Source organism: Parasphingorhabdus sp. (genome assembly GCF_039982395.1).
Classification (GTDB): Bacteria; Pseudomonadota; Alphaproteobacteria; order Sphingomonadales; family Sphingomonadaceae; genus Parasphingorhabdus.
The window spans coordinates 89,820-106,540 of the sequence record NZ_JBDWYO010000006.1 but is presented as its reverse complement, the minus strand read 5'-3'; the positions used below and the strand labels follow the sequence as shown (position 1 = coordinate 106,540).

Below are 16,721 nucleotides of genomic sequence, written 5' to 3'. Positions count from 1 at the left end.
TAGCCGGAATAGCCTGTTTTGACCAAATGGATAATCAAACAATGGCGCAACGGCGCGAAGATTGCCTCAGACCGCCGCGGTAACCCCGGCGTCGCGCATACCGCGCCAGATCTGCAGCGCCTGTACCGTTTCAGGGACATCATGAACTCTTACAATTTGGGAACCCTGCTGAATGGCATGATGCGCGAAAGCGATGGAGCCGCCGAGACGCTGGTCAACCGGTGCTTCCTTGGACAAGGCCCCGATCATTCGCTTCCGACTGGCGCCAATCAGCAATGGCTGACCCAGCGCATGAAACATCGCAATATTGTTCATCAATGCAAGATTATCGGCCAGCGACTTGCCAAAGCCAAGGCCGGGATCAATGATGATCTTTTCGCGTTCGAAGCCCGCTGCGACAACATCGGCGATACGTTGCTCCAACCAATCGAGCGTTTCTGTAACGATATTGCCATATCCGTCACCTTTATGTGGATTTTTGCCACTAGACGGCGCGTGCATCAACACAACCGGACGACCGGATATGCCAGCCACTTCCAGCGATCTTTTGTCATGCAGCAAAGCCGAAACGTCATTGATCAGATGAGCACCTGCGGCAATTGCCGCTTCCATAACTGCCGCCTTGCGCGTGTCTATGGAAAGCACTGCTCCACAATGGGCGAGCCGTTCGATCACCGGCAAGACCCGCTTTATTTCATCACCTTCCCAGACTGTTTCTGCGCCAGGCCGGGTGCTTTCTCCTCCAATATCCAGGATGGAAGCGCCCGATGAAGCCATCGCCAGTCCCGCTTCAGCCGCTTTATCAGGGTCGTTCTGATGTTTGCCGCCATCAGAAAAACTGTCGGGCGTGATGTTCAGAATTCCCATCACATGCGGCTGATCGAAGCGAATGATACGGTCGCCGCATTTCAGTTCGGCATGCTGCCGGGTCAGATTTGCAAATTGTGAAGCAGCCCTGACCGCCAAAGGCTCTGGCAAGGCATTTGACCATTCCGGCCATTGAGTGATGTTGACCAACCCTCTGAGGTTCGGTTTTCCAGTTTCTTCTATCAGATATTCTACTTGAGAAAACCAAGTTAAGCTATTGTTTAAACGTTTGTTTTTATCGTCATGCCATTGCGGACTATCAACCAATCCAACGGGCTTCAGATAGAGCCGTGCATCGGCTCCACATGCTTCCAACTCTTCCAGTCCATTGCCCATATCAGGGTTCAGTGGCCAGCAGATAGGTCTGACGCAAATTGTCGATAGGCTTTAGCGATTTGCCGTCACTATAATGCCAATAAGTCCAGCCATTGCAGCTTGGCGCATCCTGCACCGCAGCTCCGATTTTGTGGATAGAACCTTCTTGTCCATCCCAGATTATGGAACCGTCGGCCCGCACTTTCACTTTGAATTTGCGGTTCTTGCTACACAATTCATCGCCAGGTTTGAGATAGCCGGTTTCGACCAAGGTTCCAAAAGCGACCCGGGGTTTGGATTTCGGCGACTGCATGGTTTTCAGCGAACTCTCATCCAGCGGCAGCGCTTCGGCAATGCGTTGCTCCGCCACTTCGCAATAGCTGTCTTCTTTCTCGCAACCAATCCATTCCCGTCCCAGTCGTTTCGCAACGGCGCCAGTTGTGCCAGTGCCAAAAAACGGATCCAAGATCACGTCACCAGGATTGGTGGTCGCAAGCATGATACGGTAGAGCAAAGCTTCAGGCTTCTGCGTTGGATGCGCCTTGCTGCCATTGCGCTTCAGCCGCTCTTGTCCGCCACAAATCGGCATCACCCAGTCACTGCGCATCTGCAATTCATCATTGAGATTCTTCATCGCACGATAGTTGAACGTATATTTCGCTTTTTCCGACTTCGAGGCCCAGATCAGGGTCTCATGGGCGTTGGTAAAGCGGGTTCCCTTGAAATTGGGCATGGGATTGGCTTTGCGCCAAATGATATCGTTCAGGATCCAATAGCCGAGGTCCTGCAGCGAAGCGCCGACCCGGAAAATATTGTGATAGCTTCCGATGACCCACAAAGAACCGTCGGGTTTGAGAATACGACGCGCTTCTGCCAGCCAGGCCTTGGTAAAAGCATCATAAGCCGCAAAGCTGTCGAAATGATCCCAAGCGTCATCAACCGCATCCACCTGCCCGCCTTCTGGGCGATAAAGATCGCCGCCAAGTTGCAGATTATAAGGCGGATCGGCAAATACCATGTCGACGGAGGCGTCCGGTAAAGACGCCATTGCTTCGATACAATCCATCTTCAATATCTGCCCCAATGGCAGCACATCAGCCTTTTTCGCGGTGCGTGTTGCGCGACTTGTTTTTGGCGCGTGAATTCGCTCGATAATCCCCATGAACCTCTATTCCTTATTTGAACCGCGTTCACGGTGAGTCCGAAACTGCGGAGGGTCAAGGCCGTTAACATAGGTTAAAGGCGTATCTTTATGGTTAACAGAAGATGAGTCAGGAGAACGAAAGGAGTCCCCCACCAGATATGGAGTCACAGCCCATCGGGCGGACTCAATCCCTAGTGGTGTGACGGAAAAGACTCTTTCTGAAATTATATTTGCGCATTTCAGATAAATAGCCCAAATTTAAAATCGGTTCACAAAAAGTCGCTTTCAGACTATAGGTTGGACCATCAAAAAGAGCTCCAAAGCGTAACAATTCGGGAGTGAGTAAACAGATGGCACGCAATTTTCGTGATAAATATCAGCATGAATATGGCATTGCTCAGGAAAGCGATGAACCTCGCCCTCATCCAGGCGTAATCGTCGGTGGCGCCGCCGGACGCGAAAAGCACATAGAATATGCGATTGTTTTCGGATCAAAAATATTCGGATCAATCGCTGCCGTCTGGTGGATGCTCACCTATGATACCGGCTGGGTAGAATGGTCCGCCTTCATTGCCGGCTACATCATATTGATGCTCGGTATCGTGCTCGGTTTTCATCGCTATTATTCACATAAAGCGTTCGAAACATCTGTACCCATGCAATATATTTTGGGCGGAATGGCGCAGATGTCGATCCAGTCTTCCGTGCTACGCTGGGCAGCGGATCATCGCCGCCATCACGCGCATTCCGACGAAAATGGTGATGTTCACAGCCCCTGGCTGGATGGCCGAGGGCAACCGACGAGCAGGATCAAAGGCATGTTCCACTCGCATTTCGGCTGGTTCATGGATGATTGCGTCACCGATATGAGCATCTATGGCAAAGGTTTGGCCGATAATCCTGTGGTGCTCTGGCTGCACAAAACCCGCTGGTATTGGCTGATCTTCTCATTGATTATCTTTCCCGGCATCTGGGGGCTTGTTTTCGGTGGATGGGACCATGTGATCAGTACGATACTCATTGGCGGCTATTTCCGGACATTCGTAGTCCTGCAGATCACCCTTGGTATTTCCAGCTATGCGCATGTTGTCGGATCACAGCGGCACACAAAGGGCGTCGGCACGGCCAAGAACAGTTTTCTCTTCTCCTTGCTGACCTTCGGAGAAGGCTGGCACAACAATCATCACAAGCATCCCAGAGCAAGTTTTCAGGGCATGGCATGGTGGGAAATTGACATAGCTGGCTATGTCTTGCTGCTGTTGGAGAAAATCGGGCTCGTCTGGAATGTTACCCGTCAGCCAAAATATATCAAAAAGGACGATGGCGAATGGGTCTTGGCCGAGCGTAAGATCGCACCTAAACCAGCGGAAGCAGAAGCCTAAAGCAATATCATCTGGGCCACCGGTGCAAAGCTTCGTCGATGCAGCGGCGTGGGACCATATTGCTTGAGAGCCGCTAGATGCTCCGCCGTTCCATAGCCCTTGTTGCGTTCCCAACCATATTGCGGATATTGCTCAGCCGCAGCGATCATCAGCCTATCACGATGTTCTTTCGCCAAAATAGAGGCTGCAGAAATACAGGGATGAATAGCATCTCCGCCAACAACCGCTTTTGCCGAGAAGCCCCATCTGGGCAAGCGATTGCCGTCAACCAGCACGTGCTCAGGTGCGATATCCAGACCTTCAACCGCCCGTGTCATCGCTAGCATTGTCGCCTGCAAAATATTTATATCATCAATCTCAGCCTCGGAGCATTGCGCTACCGAAAACTGCGCGCCGTTCATGATTTCGGACTCGAGCCTTTCCCGTTTTGCCGATGTCAGTTTCTTGCTGTCATCTAGTCCCACAATCGTGTGACTGTCTGGCAAAATGACCGCAGCGGCAACGACTGGACCGGCAAGAGGCCCCCTTCCCGCTTCATCAACGCCAGCAATCATCGCTGACTGTTCTGGAAATCGGTAACAAATTGATGTCCGAGCGGACCGCTGCCTTCGCCAAGACCAGGCGCTTTCACTATCGCAATGCGAGTGAAGGACACGGCCTGTTCAAACGCATTGATTAAATCCAGTCCAGCACCCAATCCACACGCCAATGCACTCGCAAATGTGCAGCCAGTGCCATGGGTTTGATTGGTTTCAATTCTTTTGCCTTCAACCCTCTTTAACAGTCCGTTCGGCGCGTGAAGCTCATCCACCACATCATCACCGTCGCTGTGACCGCCCTTGATCACCAAGTGACAGCTATGGCGAAGGATCTCATCCTTCCCTCCCAAAGCCTCGAGTTCCGGTAGATTGGGTGTGACGACCGTTGCAACATTCATCAACGCGCCAAAGGCAGCTATCGTCTCATTATCAGCAAGTTCGCTACCGCTGGTTGCAATCATCACCGGGTCAAACACCACTGGAATGCTGTGATTTACAAGGTGCTGGGCAACAGCTTGAGCCGCGTCGGCGCTCCCGATCATGCCAATCTTAATGGCATCAACACCAATATCACCAACCACAGATTCAATCTGTTCCAATATCATCCGAACTGGCACTCGAAAGACGGATTGCACGCCCATTGTATTTTGCGCTGTGACAGCAGTGATCGCCGTCATCGCATGACCGCCCAACATCGTGACCGTCTTGATATCCGCCTGAATACCAGCACCGCCCCCGCTATCGGAACCCGCGATCGACAATATTCGCGGGCAATTGTCTTTCACAGGAACAGAGGTCCCACTTGCACGATCAGAAACCATTCAACGGCGCCTGCGATCAAAAGGATCAGAATCCAAAAGCGACGAAAAAATCCCCGAGCGAAGAAGTACAGGATCATGGTCAAAAGGACCGGCAAGATCAGGCCAATAACCACGATGGTTCGAGCATCCATGGCGTCCAGGAAGGTCAGCATCTATTGTCCCCCACGCTAAACCCGCCAAGGAGATTAGGCATCTTTCCTAACATCAGCCAGCAACCTCCTCAACAACAGCGCAAATCCTGTCTACCACTGCATTGACTTGAGCCTCATCATCCCCTTCCGCCATCACCCGAATGAGCGGTTCAGTGCCTGATTTGCGGATCACCAAGCGACCGGAACCATCCAGTTCCTTCTCCGCTTCAGCGATCACAGCCTTAACCTTTGTATCTTCCAGTGGCTGGCCGCTGCTGTACCGCACATTTTTAAGCAATTGTGGAACCGGATCAAAGAGATGGAGCATTTCGCTGGCTGGCTTGCCGCTCTCTACCAGTTCGCGCAGCACCTGCAGCGCCGCGACAGTGCCATCACCGGTCGTCCCGTGATCAAGCATGATCATATGTCCGGATTGCTCTCCGCCAACGTTGAAACCGCCTTTTTTCATTTCTTCCAGGACATATCTATCCCCTACTTTCGCTCGCACTAGATCAAGGTGCTGGGATTTCAGATATCTTTCCAATCCGAGGTTGGACATAACGGTGGCAACGATACCATCCCCGCGAAGCAATCCATTGCGGCTCCAGCTGGAACCGATCAACGCCATCAGCTGATCGCCATCAACAATCTGACCTTTTTCATCCACAACAATTAGTCGATCGGCATCCCCATCCAGCGCGATTCCGATATGCGCTCCGGAAGCGACCACGGTTTCTTGCAGAACAGCCACATCCGTCGAGCCGCATTTATCGTTGATATTGAGACCGTTGGGATTGATTCCCAATGCTACCACCTCTGCACCCAATTCCCAGAATGTCGAGGGTGCAACCTGATAAGCGGCCCCGTTGGCGCAATCGCAGACGATCTTCAAACCGTCCAATCGGATATGGTCCGGCAATGACATTTTGATCGCATGAATATAGCGGCCGCGGGCGTCTTCAAATCGCTTGGCTCTACCAATATCAGCCGCAGGCGCCAGCTTGGCATCCTCTTCAAGATAGGCTTCGATCTTGAATTCGTCTTCATCAGAAAGCTTGAAACCATCCGGCCCGAACAACTTGATGCCATTGTCATAATAAGGATTGTGGCTAGCGGAGATCATCACCCCCAGATCGGCCCGCATCGAACGCGTCAGCAATGCTACTGCGGGGGTCGGCATTGGCCCGACTTGCACCACATCCATCCCCACGCTGGTAAAACCGGCAACCAGCGCATTTTCCATCATATAGCCAGACAGTCTAGTGTCTTTCCCAATCACAACGCGGTGCTTATGCTTTCCGCGCAGAAAATGCCGTCCGGCAGCCTGGCCTACTTTCATTGCTATCTCGGCCGTCATCGGATGGCTGTTGGTCAAGCCCCGGATACCGTCAGTTCCGAAAAATTTCTTTGTCATATTCTCTTAAACCCCAACATGGACACGCCCCGCTGCGCGTGTCTCTAGCCCATGCACCGACTAGAGACCAAGTAGGAATGAGGTCAGCGACAAATTTTACATATCAATCAACCCTTGCCAGCGAACAACGGTCATGGTTGATGGTGCGAACGAACGGGGCAAGGGATAGAAATTTTGAAAAAAGCGTTGATCATATTATTTGCTTTGGTTCTGGGCATATTGACCGGATTATTTGTTGGCACCAGAAGCGAGCTGATAGTCGAAGCCGCCGATGTTGTCGGCAATATGTGGCTGAATGCGCTTCGAATGACCGTTATACCACTGGTTTTCACCCTGCTGATCGTCGGCATTGGCAAAGCCGCTTCAATGGCACGTGCAGGACGGATGACCGCGCGCGCCATATTGTTCATGATATTCATCTTGTGGTGTTCTTCGGCAATGGCAGCCTTTGTGACGCCAGCCTTGCTCAACATATTTCCACTCAATATTGATGCTGCAGCAGCGCTTCAGGCTGCATTGGGTGATGCTGCTGCACCCGGTGATGTCCCGCCGTTCAGTGAATTCCTTCGCGCCCTTATCCCCACCAACGCGATTGCAGCCGCTGCAGAAGATGCTGTACTCCCATTGATGATCTTCGCGCTGGCCTTTGCTTTTGCAATCACCCGCTTACCCGATGCGCAACGCATGATGCTCGACCAGTTTTTCAATGCCGTCGCGGATGCTCTTCTGATCCTGATCCAATGGGTATTGGCTTTAGCCCCGCTAGGTGTTTTTGCCCTCGCATTGGGCGTCGGCGCTAAAGCCGGGCTGGCAGCCTTCGGTGCCCTGCTACATTATGTCCTGATTGTCAGCAGCGTCGGAGCGGTCATCTGGATCCTAAGCTATGTCTTGACCTATGTCGGTGCGAAGCGCGGCCCGATTGCATTTTTCAAAGCATCTGCACGCGCGCAAGCCGTTGCAATCTCCACGCAAAGCTCACTCGCTTCTCTGCCAGCGATGGTGAACGGGGTAAAAGCAATGGGCGTTGGCGAACGGTCTGCTGACGTGGTCCTGCCCATTTCGGTCGCGTTGTTCCGCGCTACCGGCCCCTGCATGAACCTCGCTGTGGCGATATATGTTGCCCATCTTATGGGAATCGAATTGTCTTTTGGCGTATTGGCGATCGGCGTAGCGGTTGCAGCCATAACCACCATGGGCGCGGTCAGTTTGCCCGGTTCGATTAGCTTTATCACATCTATCGCACCGATCTGCATTGCCATGGGTATCCCGATCGAACCGCTGGTGCTGCTTTTGGCGATTGAAACTTTTCCTGATATCATGCGGACCGTGGCCAACGTCAGCGCGGATATGAGCGTGACTGCGACAATTGCCAGAAGCGAAGGAGATATGACATGAAATATCGTACACTCGGCAGCGAACTGGAAGTCTCCGCATTGGGCCTGGGCTGCATGCCGATGGCTGGTATCGGCAAAGGCATGTATGGCGAAGCCAATAGTGCCGAAAGTCTCGCGACCATTGATCGGGCTATTGAACTTGGTGTCACCTTTTTCGATACGGCTGAGGTCTATGGCCCCTATATCAACGAGGAACTTCTTGGCCGTGCAATCCGCGGTCGCCGCGAGCGGCTGGTCATTGCGACCAAATTTGGCTTTGCAATCAAGGATGGGAAATTTGCCGGAGTGGATTCCAGTCCCGCCAATGTGCGCAAAGCTTGCGAAGGCTCTTTGCAGCGCCTTGGTATCGATACGATTGACCTCTTTTACCAGCACCGAGTCGACCCCAATGTGCCCATCGAGGACACGGTTGGCGCAATGGCTGATTTGGTGCAGGAGGGCAAAATTCGATATCTGGGGCTTTCTGAAGCCGGTGCAGAAACGCTGAAAAAGGCTCACGCCGTGCACCCGATCGCGGCCCTGCAATCGGAATATTCTTTATGGGAACGCAGCATCGAGGAAGAGATTCTTCCGATCTGCCAGGACCTGGGCATCGGCTTTGTTCCCTACAGTCCGCTGGGACGAGGCTTTTTGACGGGGCAGATCACAAGCCGCGACGATCTTCCGGCAGACGATTATCGACGCAATGATCCGCGCTATTCAAGAGAGAATTTCGACCAGAATCTGCAACTCGTCGATGTGGTAAAAACGGTAGCCGGACGGCACAATGGCTCGGCCGCTCAAATTGCTTTGGCATGGCTATCCGCACAAGGGGATTTCATCGTGCCTATTCCCGGTTCAAAACGGCGCGCGACGCTGGAAGACAGCATGGCGGCGGTCGATATCGCCCTCACTCCAGAAGATCTCGATGAACTGGAGGCCGCGGCGCCTGTCGGAGGCACTGCGGGCCCGCGCTATGGCGATGCGATGATGTCGATGGTCCGCCTTTAGGCTTAGCGATCATAGGCCTTGGGCAAAGCTCCCGGAGTAGGATTGCGATAGCGATCTCTCAGACGCATCTGACGGTTCGACAAAGATTGTTCAACACCGTCAATCATCACTTGCTCGACCTGGGTGGAAAGCTCCAGCGGATCTCCCGTCCAGATCACAACATCAGCTTTGCGCCCAGCCTTTAGAGAGCCCAGTTGCGCGCCCATGCCCATGATGTCGGCGGGTCCCGAACTGATCGCAGCAAAGGCTTCGTTCCAGCTTAACCCTGTGGCGCGGGGGACTTTGTTTAACGCGACAAGATTGCCAGCATATTGCACAGAATAGCGCAACTGATGCGCATCGCGATCGTTGATCATGCCGATCGCAACCTTGACGCCTGCATCTTTCATTCGACCGATGTTGGACTGGGTCGCAGAAAGATCTTCAAAACCATAGGGCAGATCGCTGAGCGCTGATGCCAGAACCGGCACGCCAGCGGCTGCAATATGACTGGCAACACGCCAGCCTTCATTGACGCCGACCAGCACCATCTTCAGTGATGGAAAATCCTTCCGAAGGTCTAGCACTTTCAAAATATCATTCGCGCTTTCGACATGCACCAGAAGCCTTGTTCTCCCATTGATGACTGGCAACAGCGCTTTTGCATCAGATGCTTTTAACAGATCGCTGTCAAATGCCGCAGGATTGCGCGCGTAGGTGCGCGCTTCATTCAACATAGCCCGGAAATGGATATGGGCGGCGGAGCGGCTGCCCCCTGCCCGCCTGTGACCGGTCTCGCCCAATTCGACAAATTGGAATGCACGCGCTTTGGAAATCGGATTTTCATCCTGCCCAAGATCGACAATAGCACCATATCCACCGAATATAGAATTGGAGGTACTTGGAGACACAACCGCACGGGTAACGCCTGCGGCGCGGTTTACCGCAACTGCCGAAGCAAATGGATTGACGGCATATTGAACGTCGAGCGCTGCCGAGAAAGGCGAACCGCTGGCATTTATGTCATTGGTCTGCGTAACCGCGCCGACCTCGACAAGACCGATCCGGCTAAATCCGGCAAAAATACCGGGCGTCACCCATTTTCCGGTGGCATCGATCCGGCGGGCATTGGCAGGAATGGTCACATTCGCGCCTGCTGCAACGACGCGATCGTTGCGGATGAGCACTGTGCCACCTTCAATCGGCGCACTGCCATCGCCAATAACAAGTTTGCCGCCGGTGATTGCGGTAGTCTGGGCGGCAACAGGGCTACCGATCAAGGCCGCGGCGGTGGCGAGAAACAGAGAAAAACGCTTCATTTCACGTCTCCTTCACCGGGCTGCCCCAGTTCAAAATCGCTCACCGGACGACGTGTCGGGTCGCCGCTGTCAAACATCAACGCACCATCGATCCATACTTTTTCAGGACGCGCATAGACGCTGAGCGGATCCCCGTTCCAGAGAACCACGTCCGCCATCTTGCCTGTCTTCAAACTACCGGTCATTCTGTCAATTCCCATGGCTTTGGCGGGATTGAGCGTGATCCATTGGATTGCTTGGGCGTCACTGATTTCGATCCCCATGGCCCGACCATCGGCCTGTGCCTTGGCAGCTTCCTGATTCAGACGCTGGATCTGATTTTCATCATCACTGTGAATGATCACGCAGGCGCCGGCTTTCTGTAGCAAGGCGGCATTTTCAGGAATGGCATCATAAGCCTCCATCTTGAAGCCCCACCAGTCGGCCCAAACCGCGGAACAGATGCCTTCCTTAGCCAGAATATCGGCAATCTTATAACTTTCCACCGCATGGTGAAACGCCGTGACCTTATAACCGAACTCCTTCGACATATCGATGATCTGGGCGAGTTCATCCGCGCGATAGCAATGGTTGTGAACGAGAATATCTCCGTCCAAAACACCCGCTAGAGTCTCTTTGCCAAGGTCCCGTTTGGGTGGTTTGGCACTATTGCGTTTCTTGCGATACTCTTGTGCATCAATCCAGGTTTGCCGATTGAGTGCCAGATTGCCCATGCGGGTTGATGGCAAGCGGCTGCGGCTTCCGTAAACACGCTTCGGGTTTTCACCGCAGGCCATTTTCATACCGTAAGGCGCACCCGGAAACTTCATTCCCTGCACGGTCCGCGACGGCATATTTTTGAGCGTGACGGAACGGCCGCCAAAAAGGTTGGCTGATCCGGGAAGGATTTGCAGCGCCGTAATCCCGCCATTGGCCATTGCTCGAGAAAAGCCGGGGTCCTGTGGCCAAACACTATGCTCTGCCCAGACTTGCGGAGTCACCGGAGAGGTGGCTTCATTGCCATCGCTATGCGCGGACACGCTGGGCGTCGGATAGTCACCCAGATGGCTATGAACGTCGATGATGCCGGGGGTTACATATTTTCCAGCACCGTCCAATATGGTCGCATCGGCCGGGATCGCCGTGTCGGGGCCACCAACGCTATCAATCTTGCCGCCCGACATGAACACGGTGCCATTGTCGATCCGACCACCTTCCCCGTCGAAGATCGTTACACCGGTAATCGCAGTCGGGGTCGATGGATAGGCCTTGTAGGTCGACGGGAATGCAGTCTTTTCAGGCTTGCTCGGTTTTGCGGATGTCGATGCGCTAGCCGAATTGGTCTCCGCAGCGGTGGCGGCACAACCAGCCACCAGCGATCCGCTGGCTACCAGCGCCAGCAAAGCCCGAAATTTCATATAAAACCCCTTTGTTTTATGATTTGGTTGTCGGATGAACACCGGCTGCAGCTGGTTCGCCGATTTCCGATTGGCCTTCAAGATCGTCATCTTTCAACGTATCCAGATGCATCAACTTCTTAATGAGCGGAGAAATCACCATTACCGCAATGCCGGTGATAACAGCTACCCAACCAACTGTTGAATAAACTCCAAGCACAACAGCCTTGCCAGCCTCTTCGCTTACACCTTCCGCTCCGGTTAAGGCCGCGATTTGACCGGCTGCAAAATTGCCGGTGGCAGAAGCGAAGAACCACATACCCATCATCAGGCTCCCCATATGGGCGGGAGCTAGCCGATTCATTGCAGACAACCCAACAGGCGACAAGCAAAGCTCTCCGGTTGTGTGCAGCAAATAGATCAAGAAAATGAATATCACAGGTGTTGGAACATCAACTCCAACAGAATTCGCCCCCCAAACCAGAACGAGGAATCCAAGCCCAACCTGAATTACGCCAAGACCAAATTTCATTGGGGCAGAAGGTTCTGCTTTTTTCCGCGCAAGCCAAGTCCAAGCTGCAGCGAAGAAAGGTGCCAATAGAACGATGTAGATCGCATTAATCGATTGGAACATCGATGCGTCGATCCCTGCCCGATCAACGTGACGATCGGTAAACAGGTTCAGTGATGAGCCTGCCTGCTCAAACAAAGCCCAGAATATAATTGATACGATGATCATGAACATCGCTGCTATAATGCGATCCCGAATTTCATCGGCATGGCTGACAATTTGTTGTATCATTACAACCAACATCAACGAGCCTCCGACAACTGCCACAGTTTGAAAACTCTGGTTGCCCATCGCGGTAAAAAACATTCCCAAAATTGCTAAGCCGGAACTACCCAAAAACAGATTCACCCACAACGATGGCGACGCGGCATAGCTACCATAGGGTAACTTAAATATCGCAATATACAAAACATAGGCGATAAGCGCGGCACCGAATGTACCCAGCAATATGCCAACCAAACCTTGGTTTTGCACCATAAACCAGCACATCGCTACAAGCACAAGACCAATCCCATACATGCTCAACTCTCGACTTTTTTCTAAGATTTTTGGAGGCTCACCCTTACCAAGCAGCAGCGGCTTCCCAAGAACGAAGAACACAAGGCCGATCAACATCCCAAAGCCAGCCAGTCCGAAACCATATTGCCAACCATATGTTTGGCCTAGAAACCCACAGATGATAGCCGCTGTTGCAGCACCCACGTTAATACCCATGTAGAAAATAGTATACGCTGGGTCACGGCGAATATCAGTTCGAGAATAGAGTTGACCTACTATGACCGAAATATTCGCTTTCAAGAAACCAGAGCCAACGATGATTAGAGCAAGCGCCAACCAAAACACATTGATGATCGGGTCCTCTTGACCACCACCGCCTTCAAACGCCATAAAAAAGTGACCTAGAGTCAACAGTATAGCACCAAAAAGAACCGCTTTTCGTTGTCCAAGATAGCGATCAGCCAAATAGCCGCCAATAACTGGCGTAATGTAAACCAGGGCTGTATATGCGCCGTATATTACTGACGCCTCGCTATCTGAATACATCCAATGTTGGACAAGATAGAATATCAGTAGCGCGCGCATTCCATAATAGGAAAACCGTTCCCACATTTCGGCGAGAAAAAGAACAAACAATCCCTTAGGGTGGCCAAGAACTTCAGGCTGAGGCCGCGTTACAATGAACAAACCACCCAGCAAAAACCCGCTTAGAGCTATTGCAGCTCCCCAAAAAAGACCCATTTCCCATGCGTTATCGAAGGTGAAAATAAATTCGTACATCTGTAAAAAATCCCCGACAATAGATTTGGGCTGTCTAACGCAGCCCGGTTGCAGGTCACACTAATGAAATAATTACGCAAGTGAAGCAGATTGTTTCAAGCGAGACCGGTTTGTCGCATATTGGCCTTGCATTCATACCCTTTCCTCCCAAAGTGGCTGGCATGAACGAAAATCAGTTTAACGACCTGAGCAGCCCTGCCGCATATCTAACGTCCCGCCGATCAGGGCGACCGCGCAACATGATCGAACCCGGTCCAAACAAGTCAAAAATAGCCGAAATTGTCTCGATCGCCTTACGTACGCCCGACCATGGTAAGCTGGCCCCATGGCGCGTTGTCTCCGTTGCGCCCGATCAGCGCTCCACGCTAGCGAGCAGTATCAAAACAGCTTATCTAAAGGAAAAGCCGGACGCTCGCCGAATGGAGCTCGAGGCGCTTGAAACAATGGCGCATCAAGCGCCCACTTTATTGGTCCTGCTGTCATCACCAGTCGAATCGACAAAAATTCCTCTGTGGGAACAAGAGCTGAGTTGCGGTGCCTTTGCTATGAATATCATCCATGCTGCGCACGCTAAGGGCTTTGTCGGTGGCTGGATTACTGGCTGGCCGGCCTTTAACGCAGATGTCCGCGATCTGTTCGGTTCGTCTCCGGAAAAAATCGCAGGTTTCCTATATCTAGGAACAAGCAATGCTGAATTGGTTGAACGGCCGCGACCAGAAGTCGACGACATTCTGTCCCTCTGGCACCCCGCACCTTTAGAATGATTGGTTTCAAAATTAACTAAATGACGGAAAAGTAAATAGTTATGGCTTGCGTGCGTCGCTGTATTATGGCAGTGATGCAGCATGAACAATACAAGCAAACCTGTCTATCTGAAATTGCGGGACATTATTTCCGACTCCATTCTTGATGGCGAGTATCGGGAGGGTGACATGTTGCCTTCGGTTCGCGTTTTTGCGGCGGACCAAGGGGCAAACCCGTTGACCGTAGCCAAAGCCTATCAGGGGTTTCAAGAAGACGGGCTTGTTACCGTGAAGCGCGGTGTTGGCATGTTTGTCGCCTCTGGCGCAAAAAACCGTCTGCGTCAGGCGCAGCGGGAAGATTTCGTCAAGAACATCTGGCCTCCCGTAGAGCGCCAGATGAAACGGCTCGACTTATCAATTGATGATCTTTTGAAAAGCGACGCCTAGCTGGCTTTTAGCTCTCGGATTTTTTCACATTCGCCCGTGATTGCGCCGAAGCGCGCTTCAGACTCTTCTGATAATCGACATTGTCCGGCCTGATGGCGACCGCCTTTTTGAGCAAGCTAACCGCATCTTCCGTGCGCGTTTCATCCTGCAACAGAGCCAAGCCATAAAGATGCGAAACCACGGGACTGGAAGGCTGCACCCGATAAGCGATACGTCCCGCAGCAATCGCTTTCTCCGTTTGCCCGAGACCGGCATAGGCTTGCGCCAGACCCGCCATGATCAATACATCATTCTCACCAATACGCTTGCGCAGGTTTTCTAGAATATGGGCTGCCACCGCCCAGCTCTCCGTTTCCAGATGAGAATAAGCCATCCAGCGCAATCCGGCGATGTTGATCGGGTTAAAGTTCAAATATTGCGCCAGCACCTCGCCGGATTCTTGGAGCGCGCCTTTCGAACGCAGAACCTCGATCAGTCGCAGCATGACAGGCTCGGAAAAGCGGATACTGCGGGCTTGCTGCAAAGCGTCTAGCGCTTCGTCATAATTGCCCATGGTTGCCGCGACATCCGCGACCAAGACATGCGCAGGACTCGCTCCTGGGTTTCCTCGCTGCAAGCGCTTCGCTTCAACCAAGGCATTGGCATAATCACCTTTGCTATAGAGCGCCCTTATATAGGGAATCACGGTTCGGGCATCATTCGGGCTTCGCTGTGCTTCCGCTTGCAATACGTTCAAACTTATCTCGGTACGAATTGCGCTTTCTTTACCGATATCGTGGATAGCGGCCCGATTCAGAACCCCCGTTGCTTGACCGCGTTCGTCGATAGCTTCAAGCCCACGAGCCGCTTGCCAAAGGGCATATGGGGCGGCTCCGCTTCGGTTTACCTGAGATTTCAACACCTCAACGGAATCGAGGGCGCTTCCAGCAAGATATAGAGAGCGCGCAAGCAGGTTTTGAGCCTGCCGGTTGTTTGGCTGTATCGAAACCAGACGGGCAAATTTGTCGACCGCTGCATTGTGATTGTCTTCGCCATGTTCGATAATGCCCTGCAGCAGCAACACTGCTGGCACCTCGTCAATAGCGCCTTCAGTTTTATGCATTAGCCGTCTGGCAAGACTATAATTTCCTGCGCGTGCAGCCAAAACCGCCTGCATGAAAAATGCTCTCGGGTTGCGACCATCCAATGCAATGATCTTCCGCGCGATCGTCAACATTTCTGTCATCCGCCCCATGTCCCCCAAGGTCGCCGCATATTCAGTCAACAGAGGCACATTATTGGGATCTATGAGCAGCGCGCGCTCGAACCAGGGCAAGGCAGCGCCCAAGCCGAATTGAAAACGCAGCAATTCGCCCCGATACTGCAAGGCTCGAACATTTTCGGGACCCAGTTTCACAGCTTCTTCTACGGCGTTGGTTGCTCCGGCTTGATCTCCAAATTCTGAACGAAAGCGGGCAATATCCACCCATAGATCCGGGTTTTTCTCATCCAGTTTCATCGAGCGATTGAACGACATTCTCGCCAGTTGACGGTCCCCCAATTGCAAAGCCACATTGCCCATCATCCTTGCTGCATGGGCTTGGTGTTCTAGCGGAATATCGTCTGCGAGAAGTTGATCCCGCGCTTTTTGAACCTTGCCTTGCAAAGCTAAGGCATGGCCTAAGAGATGCCGGACCGGCGCAGGCTCTTGCCCCAATTCCATTGCCCGAAGCAATTCCGCCTCCGCAGCTATTCCGTCAGACAGTTTGAGCAATACTTCCGCCTGAGCCACCCGCGCATCGGCCCAATTCGGGTCCGCCTTGATCGCATTCATCAATTCGATCCGCGCGGACCTAGCATCACCCGTAGCGCGAAATTCCTGAGCATTGGCGAAGGCCTTGCGCGCCTCTGCATTGCCTTCGCTCGCAGCAGAAATAGCCGTCGGCATGCTGGCGACAGCCAAAGCCAAAACCGCGACCAAGACGGCCGGTTTGCGATAGCCGCGCACATTAGAGACGAAATTCAGCGACAT

General features: G+C 52.7%; 15 protein-coding genes. 5 read left to right on the top strand and 10 right to left on the bottom strand.

Annotation, left to right across the window (positions count from 1 at the left end; all coding sequences use genetic code 11):
- Positions 1-66: 66 nt before the first annotated feature.
- Both folP and ABJV08_RS10625 read right to left on the bottom strand, forming a co-directional pair.
- On the bottom strand, positions 67-1,203 hold the full coding sequence (folP, locus tag ABJV08_RS10630) for a dihydropteroate synthase (protein ID WP_348039464.1): 1,137 nt from the start codon (positions 1,201-1,203) through the stop codon (positions 67-69).
- Position 1,204: 1 nt separating this feature from the next.
- Positions 1,205-2,344 (bottom strand): DNA methyltransferase, encoded by a 1,140-nt coding sequence (locus ABJV08_RS10625; protein ID WP_348039463.1) that lies wholly within the window; start codon positions 2,342-2,344, stop codon positions 1,205-1,207.
- A 332-nt stretch (positions 2,345-2,676) separates the two neighbouring features.
- Between ABJV08_RS10625 and ABJV08_RS10620 the strand changes: the two genes are divergently transcribed.
- Positions 2,677-3,708: an acyl-CoA desaturase gene (locus ABJV08_RS10620; protein WP_348039462.1), complete on the top strand. Its 1,032-nt coding sequence runs from the start codon at positions 2,677-2,679 to the stop codon at positions 3,706-3,708.
- Here the strand turns inward: ABJV08_RS10620 and rnhB are convergent.
- From rnhB to glmM, 4 genes are read right to left on the bottom strand one after another with little or no spacing between them, the layout of a single operon-like run.
- Positions 3,705-4,262: a ribonuclease HII gene (gene rnhB / locus ABJV08_RS10615; protein WP_348039461.1), complete on the bottom strand. Its 558-nt coding sequence runs from the start codon at positions 4,260-4,262 to the stop codon at positions 3,705-3,707. The genes ABJV08_RS10620 and rnhB overlap by 4 nt on opposite strands.
- Entirely contained in the window at positions 4,259-5,068 is an 810-nt protein-coding gene (thiD, locus tag ABJV08_RS10610) for a bifunctional hydroxymethylpyrimidine kinase/phosphomethylpyrimidine kinase (protein ID WP_348039460.1), read from the bottom strand. The genes rnhB and thiD overlap by 4 nt, the downstream gene beginning before the upstream one ends.
- The gene (locus ABJV08_RS10605; RefSeq protein ID WP_348039459.1) at positions 5,029-5,220 is read right to left on the bottom strand and encodes a hypothetical protein; all 192 of its coding nucleotides are present in this window, start codon (positions 5,218-5,220) and stop codon (positions 5,029-5,031) included. Before ABJV08_RS10605 ends, thiD begins: the two co-directional genes overlap by 40 nt.
- A gap of 52 nt (positions 5,221-5,272) precedes the next feature.
- The gene (glmM, locus tag ABJV08_RS10600) at positions 5,273-6,613 is read right to left on the bottom strand and encodes a phosphoglucosamine mutase (protein WP_348039458.1); all 1,341 of its coding nucleotides are present in this window, start codon (positions 6,611-6,613) and stop codon (positions 5,273-5,275) included.
- A 174-nt stretch (positions 6,614-6,787) separates the two neighbouring features.
- Here glmM and ABJV08_RS10595 point away from each other — a divergent pair, with 174 nt between their 5' ends.
- Together ABJV08_RS10595 and ABJV08_RS10590 are read left to right on the top strand one after the other, a co-directional pair.
- On the top strand, positions 6,788-8,008 hold the full coding sequence (locus ABJV08_RS10595) for a cation:dicarboxylase symporter family transporter (protein WP_348039457.1): 1,221 nt from the start codon (positions 6,788-6,790) through the stop codon (positions 8,006-8,008).
- The gene (locus ABJV08_RS10590; protein ID WP_348039456.1) at positions 8,005-8,997 is read left to right on the top strand and encodes an aldo/keto reductase; all 993 of its coding nucleotides are present in this window, start codon (positions 8,005-8,007) and stop codon (positions 8,995-8,997) included. Before ABJV08_RS10595 ends, ABJV08_RS10590 begins: the two co-directional genes overlap by 4 nt.
- A gap of 2 nt (positions 8,998-8,999) precedes the next feature.
- Here the strand turns inward: ABJV08_RS10590 and ABJV08_RS10585 are convergent, their stop codons facing one another.
- The 3 genes from ABJV08_RS10585 to ABJV08_RS10575 are packed head-to-tail and all read right to left on the bottom strand — an operon-like array spanning position 9,000 to position 13,520.
- Entirely contained in the window at positions 9,000-10,295 is a 1,296-nt protein-coding gene (locus tag ABJV08_RS10585; protein ID WP_348039455.1) for an amidohydrolase family protein, read from the bottom strand.
- The gene (locus tag ABJV08_RS10580; RefSeq protein ID WP_348039454.1) at positions 10,292-11,692 is read right to left on the bottom strand and encodes an amidohydrolase; all 1,401 of its coding nucleotides are present in this window, start codon (positions 11,690-11,692) and stop codon (positions 10,292-10,294) included. The genes ABJV08_RS10585 and ABJV08_RS10580 overlap by 4 nt, the downstream gene beginning before the upstream one ends.
- Before the next feature lie 16 nt (positions 11,693-11,708).
- Positions 11,709-13,520: a peptide MFS transporter gene (locus tag ABJV08_RS10575; RefSeq protein WP_348039453.1), complete on the bottom strand. Its 1,812-nt coding sequence runs from the start codon at positions 13,518-13,520 to the stop codon at positions 11,709-11,711.
- Positions 13,521-13,681: 161 nt separating this feature from the next.
- On the opposite strand from ABJV08_RS10575, the gene ABJV08_RS10570 reads away from it, so the two are divergent.
- Both ABJV08_RS10570 and ABJV08_RS10565 read left to right on the top strand, forming a co-directional pair.
- Complete coding sequence (locus tag ABJV08_RS10570; RefSeq protein WP_348039452.1) at positions 13,682-14,284, top strand: nitroreductase; 603 nt, start codon at positions 13,682-13,684, stop codon at positions 14,282-14,284.
- A gap of 81 nt (positions 14,285-14,365) precedes the next feature.
- Positions 14,366-14,710, top strand: coding sequence for a GntR family transcriptional regulator (locus ABJV08_RS10565; protein WP_348039451.1), 345 nt, complete (start codon positions 14,366-14,368; stop codon positions 14,708-14,710).
- Between the two features lie 7 nt (positions 14,711-14,717).
- Here ABJV08_RS10565 and ABJV08_RS10560 read toward each other — a convergent pair whose 3' ends face one another.
- Positions 14,718-16,721 (bottom strand): tetratricopeptide repeat protein, encoded by a 2,004-nt coding sequence (locus ABJV08_RS10560; RefSeq protein WP_348039450.1) that lies wholly within the window; start codon positions 16,719-16,721, stop codon positions 14,718-14,720.

Excerpts from the sequence above, each read along its gene's own strand:
- ABJV08_RS10570 (WP_348039452.1), top strand. The coding sequence starts at position 13,682 with ATGAACGAAAATCAGTTTAACGACCTGAGCAGCCCTGCCGCATATCTA.
- ABJV08_RS10575 (WP_348039453.1), bottom strand. The coding sequence starts at position 13,520 with ATGTACGAATTTATTTTCACCTTCGATAACGCATGGGAAATGGGTCTT.
- thiD (WP_348039460.1), bottom strand. The coding sequence starts at position 5,068 with ATGGTTTCTGATCGTGCAAGTGGGACCTCTGTTCCTGTGAAAGACAAT.
- ABJV08_RS10580 (WP_348039454.1), bottom strand. The coding sequence starts at position 11,692 with ATGAAATTTCGGGCTTTGCTGGCGCTGGTAGCCAGCGGATCGCTGGTG.
- ABJV08_RS10565 (WP_348039451.1), top strand. The coding sequence starts at position 14,366 with ATGAACAATACAAGCAAACCTGTCTATCTGAAATTGCGGGACATTATT.
- ABJV08_RS10625 (WP_348039463.1), bottom strand. The coding sequence starts at position 2,344 with ATGGGGATTATCGAGCGAATTCACGCGCCAAAAACAAGTCGCGCAACA.
- ABJV08_RS10590 (WP_348039456.1), top strand. The coding sequence starts at position 8,005 with ATGAAATATCGTACACTCGGCAGCGAACTGGAAGTCTCCGCATTGGGC.
- folP (WP_348039464.1), bottom strand. The coding sequence starts at position 1,203 with ATGGGCAATGGACTGGAAGAGTTGGAAGCATGTGGAGCCGATGCACGG.
- ABJV08_RS10560 (WP_348039450.1), bottom strand. The coding sequence starts at position 16,721 with ATGTCGCTGAATTTCGTCTCTAATGTGCGCGGCTATCGCAAACCGGCC.
- ABJV08_RS10620 (WP_348039462.1), top strand. The coding sequence starts at position 2,677 with ATGGCACGCAATTTTCGTGATAAATATCAGCATGAATATGGCATTGCT.
- glmM (WP_348039458.1), bottom strand. The coding sequence starts at position 6,613 with ATGACAAAGAAATTTTTCGGAACTGACGGTATCCGGGGCTTGACCAAC.
- rnhB (WP_348039461.1), bottom strand. The coding sequence starts at position 4,262 with ATGATTGCTGGCGTTGATGAAGCGGGAAGGGGGCCTCTTGCCGGTCCA.
- ABJV08_RS10585 (WP_348039455.1), bottom strand. The coding sequence starts at position 10,295 with ATGAAGCGTTTTTCTCTGTTTCTCGCCACCGCCGCGGCCTTGATCGGT.
- ABJV08_RS10605 (WP_348039459.1), bottom strand. The coding sequence starts at position 5,220 with ATGCTGACCTTCCTGGACGCCATGGATGCTCGAACCATCGTGGTTATT.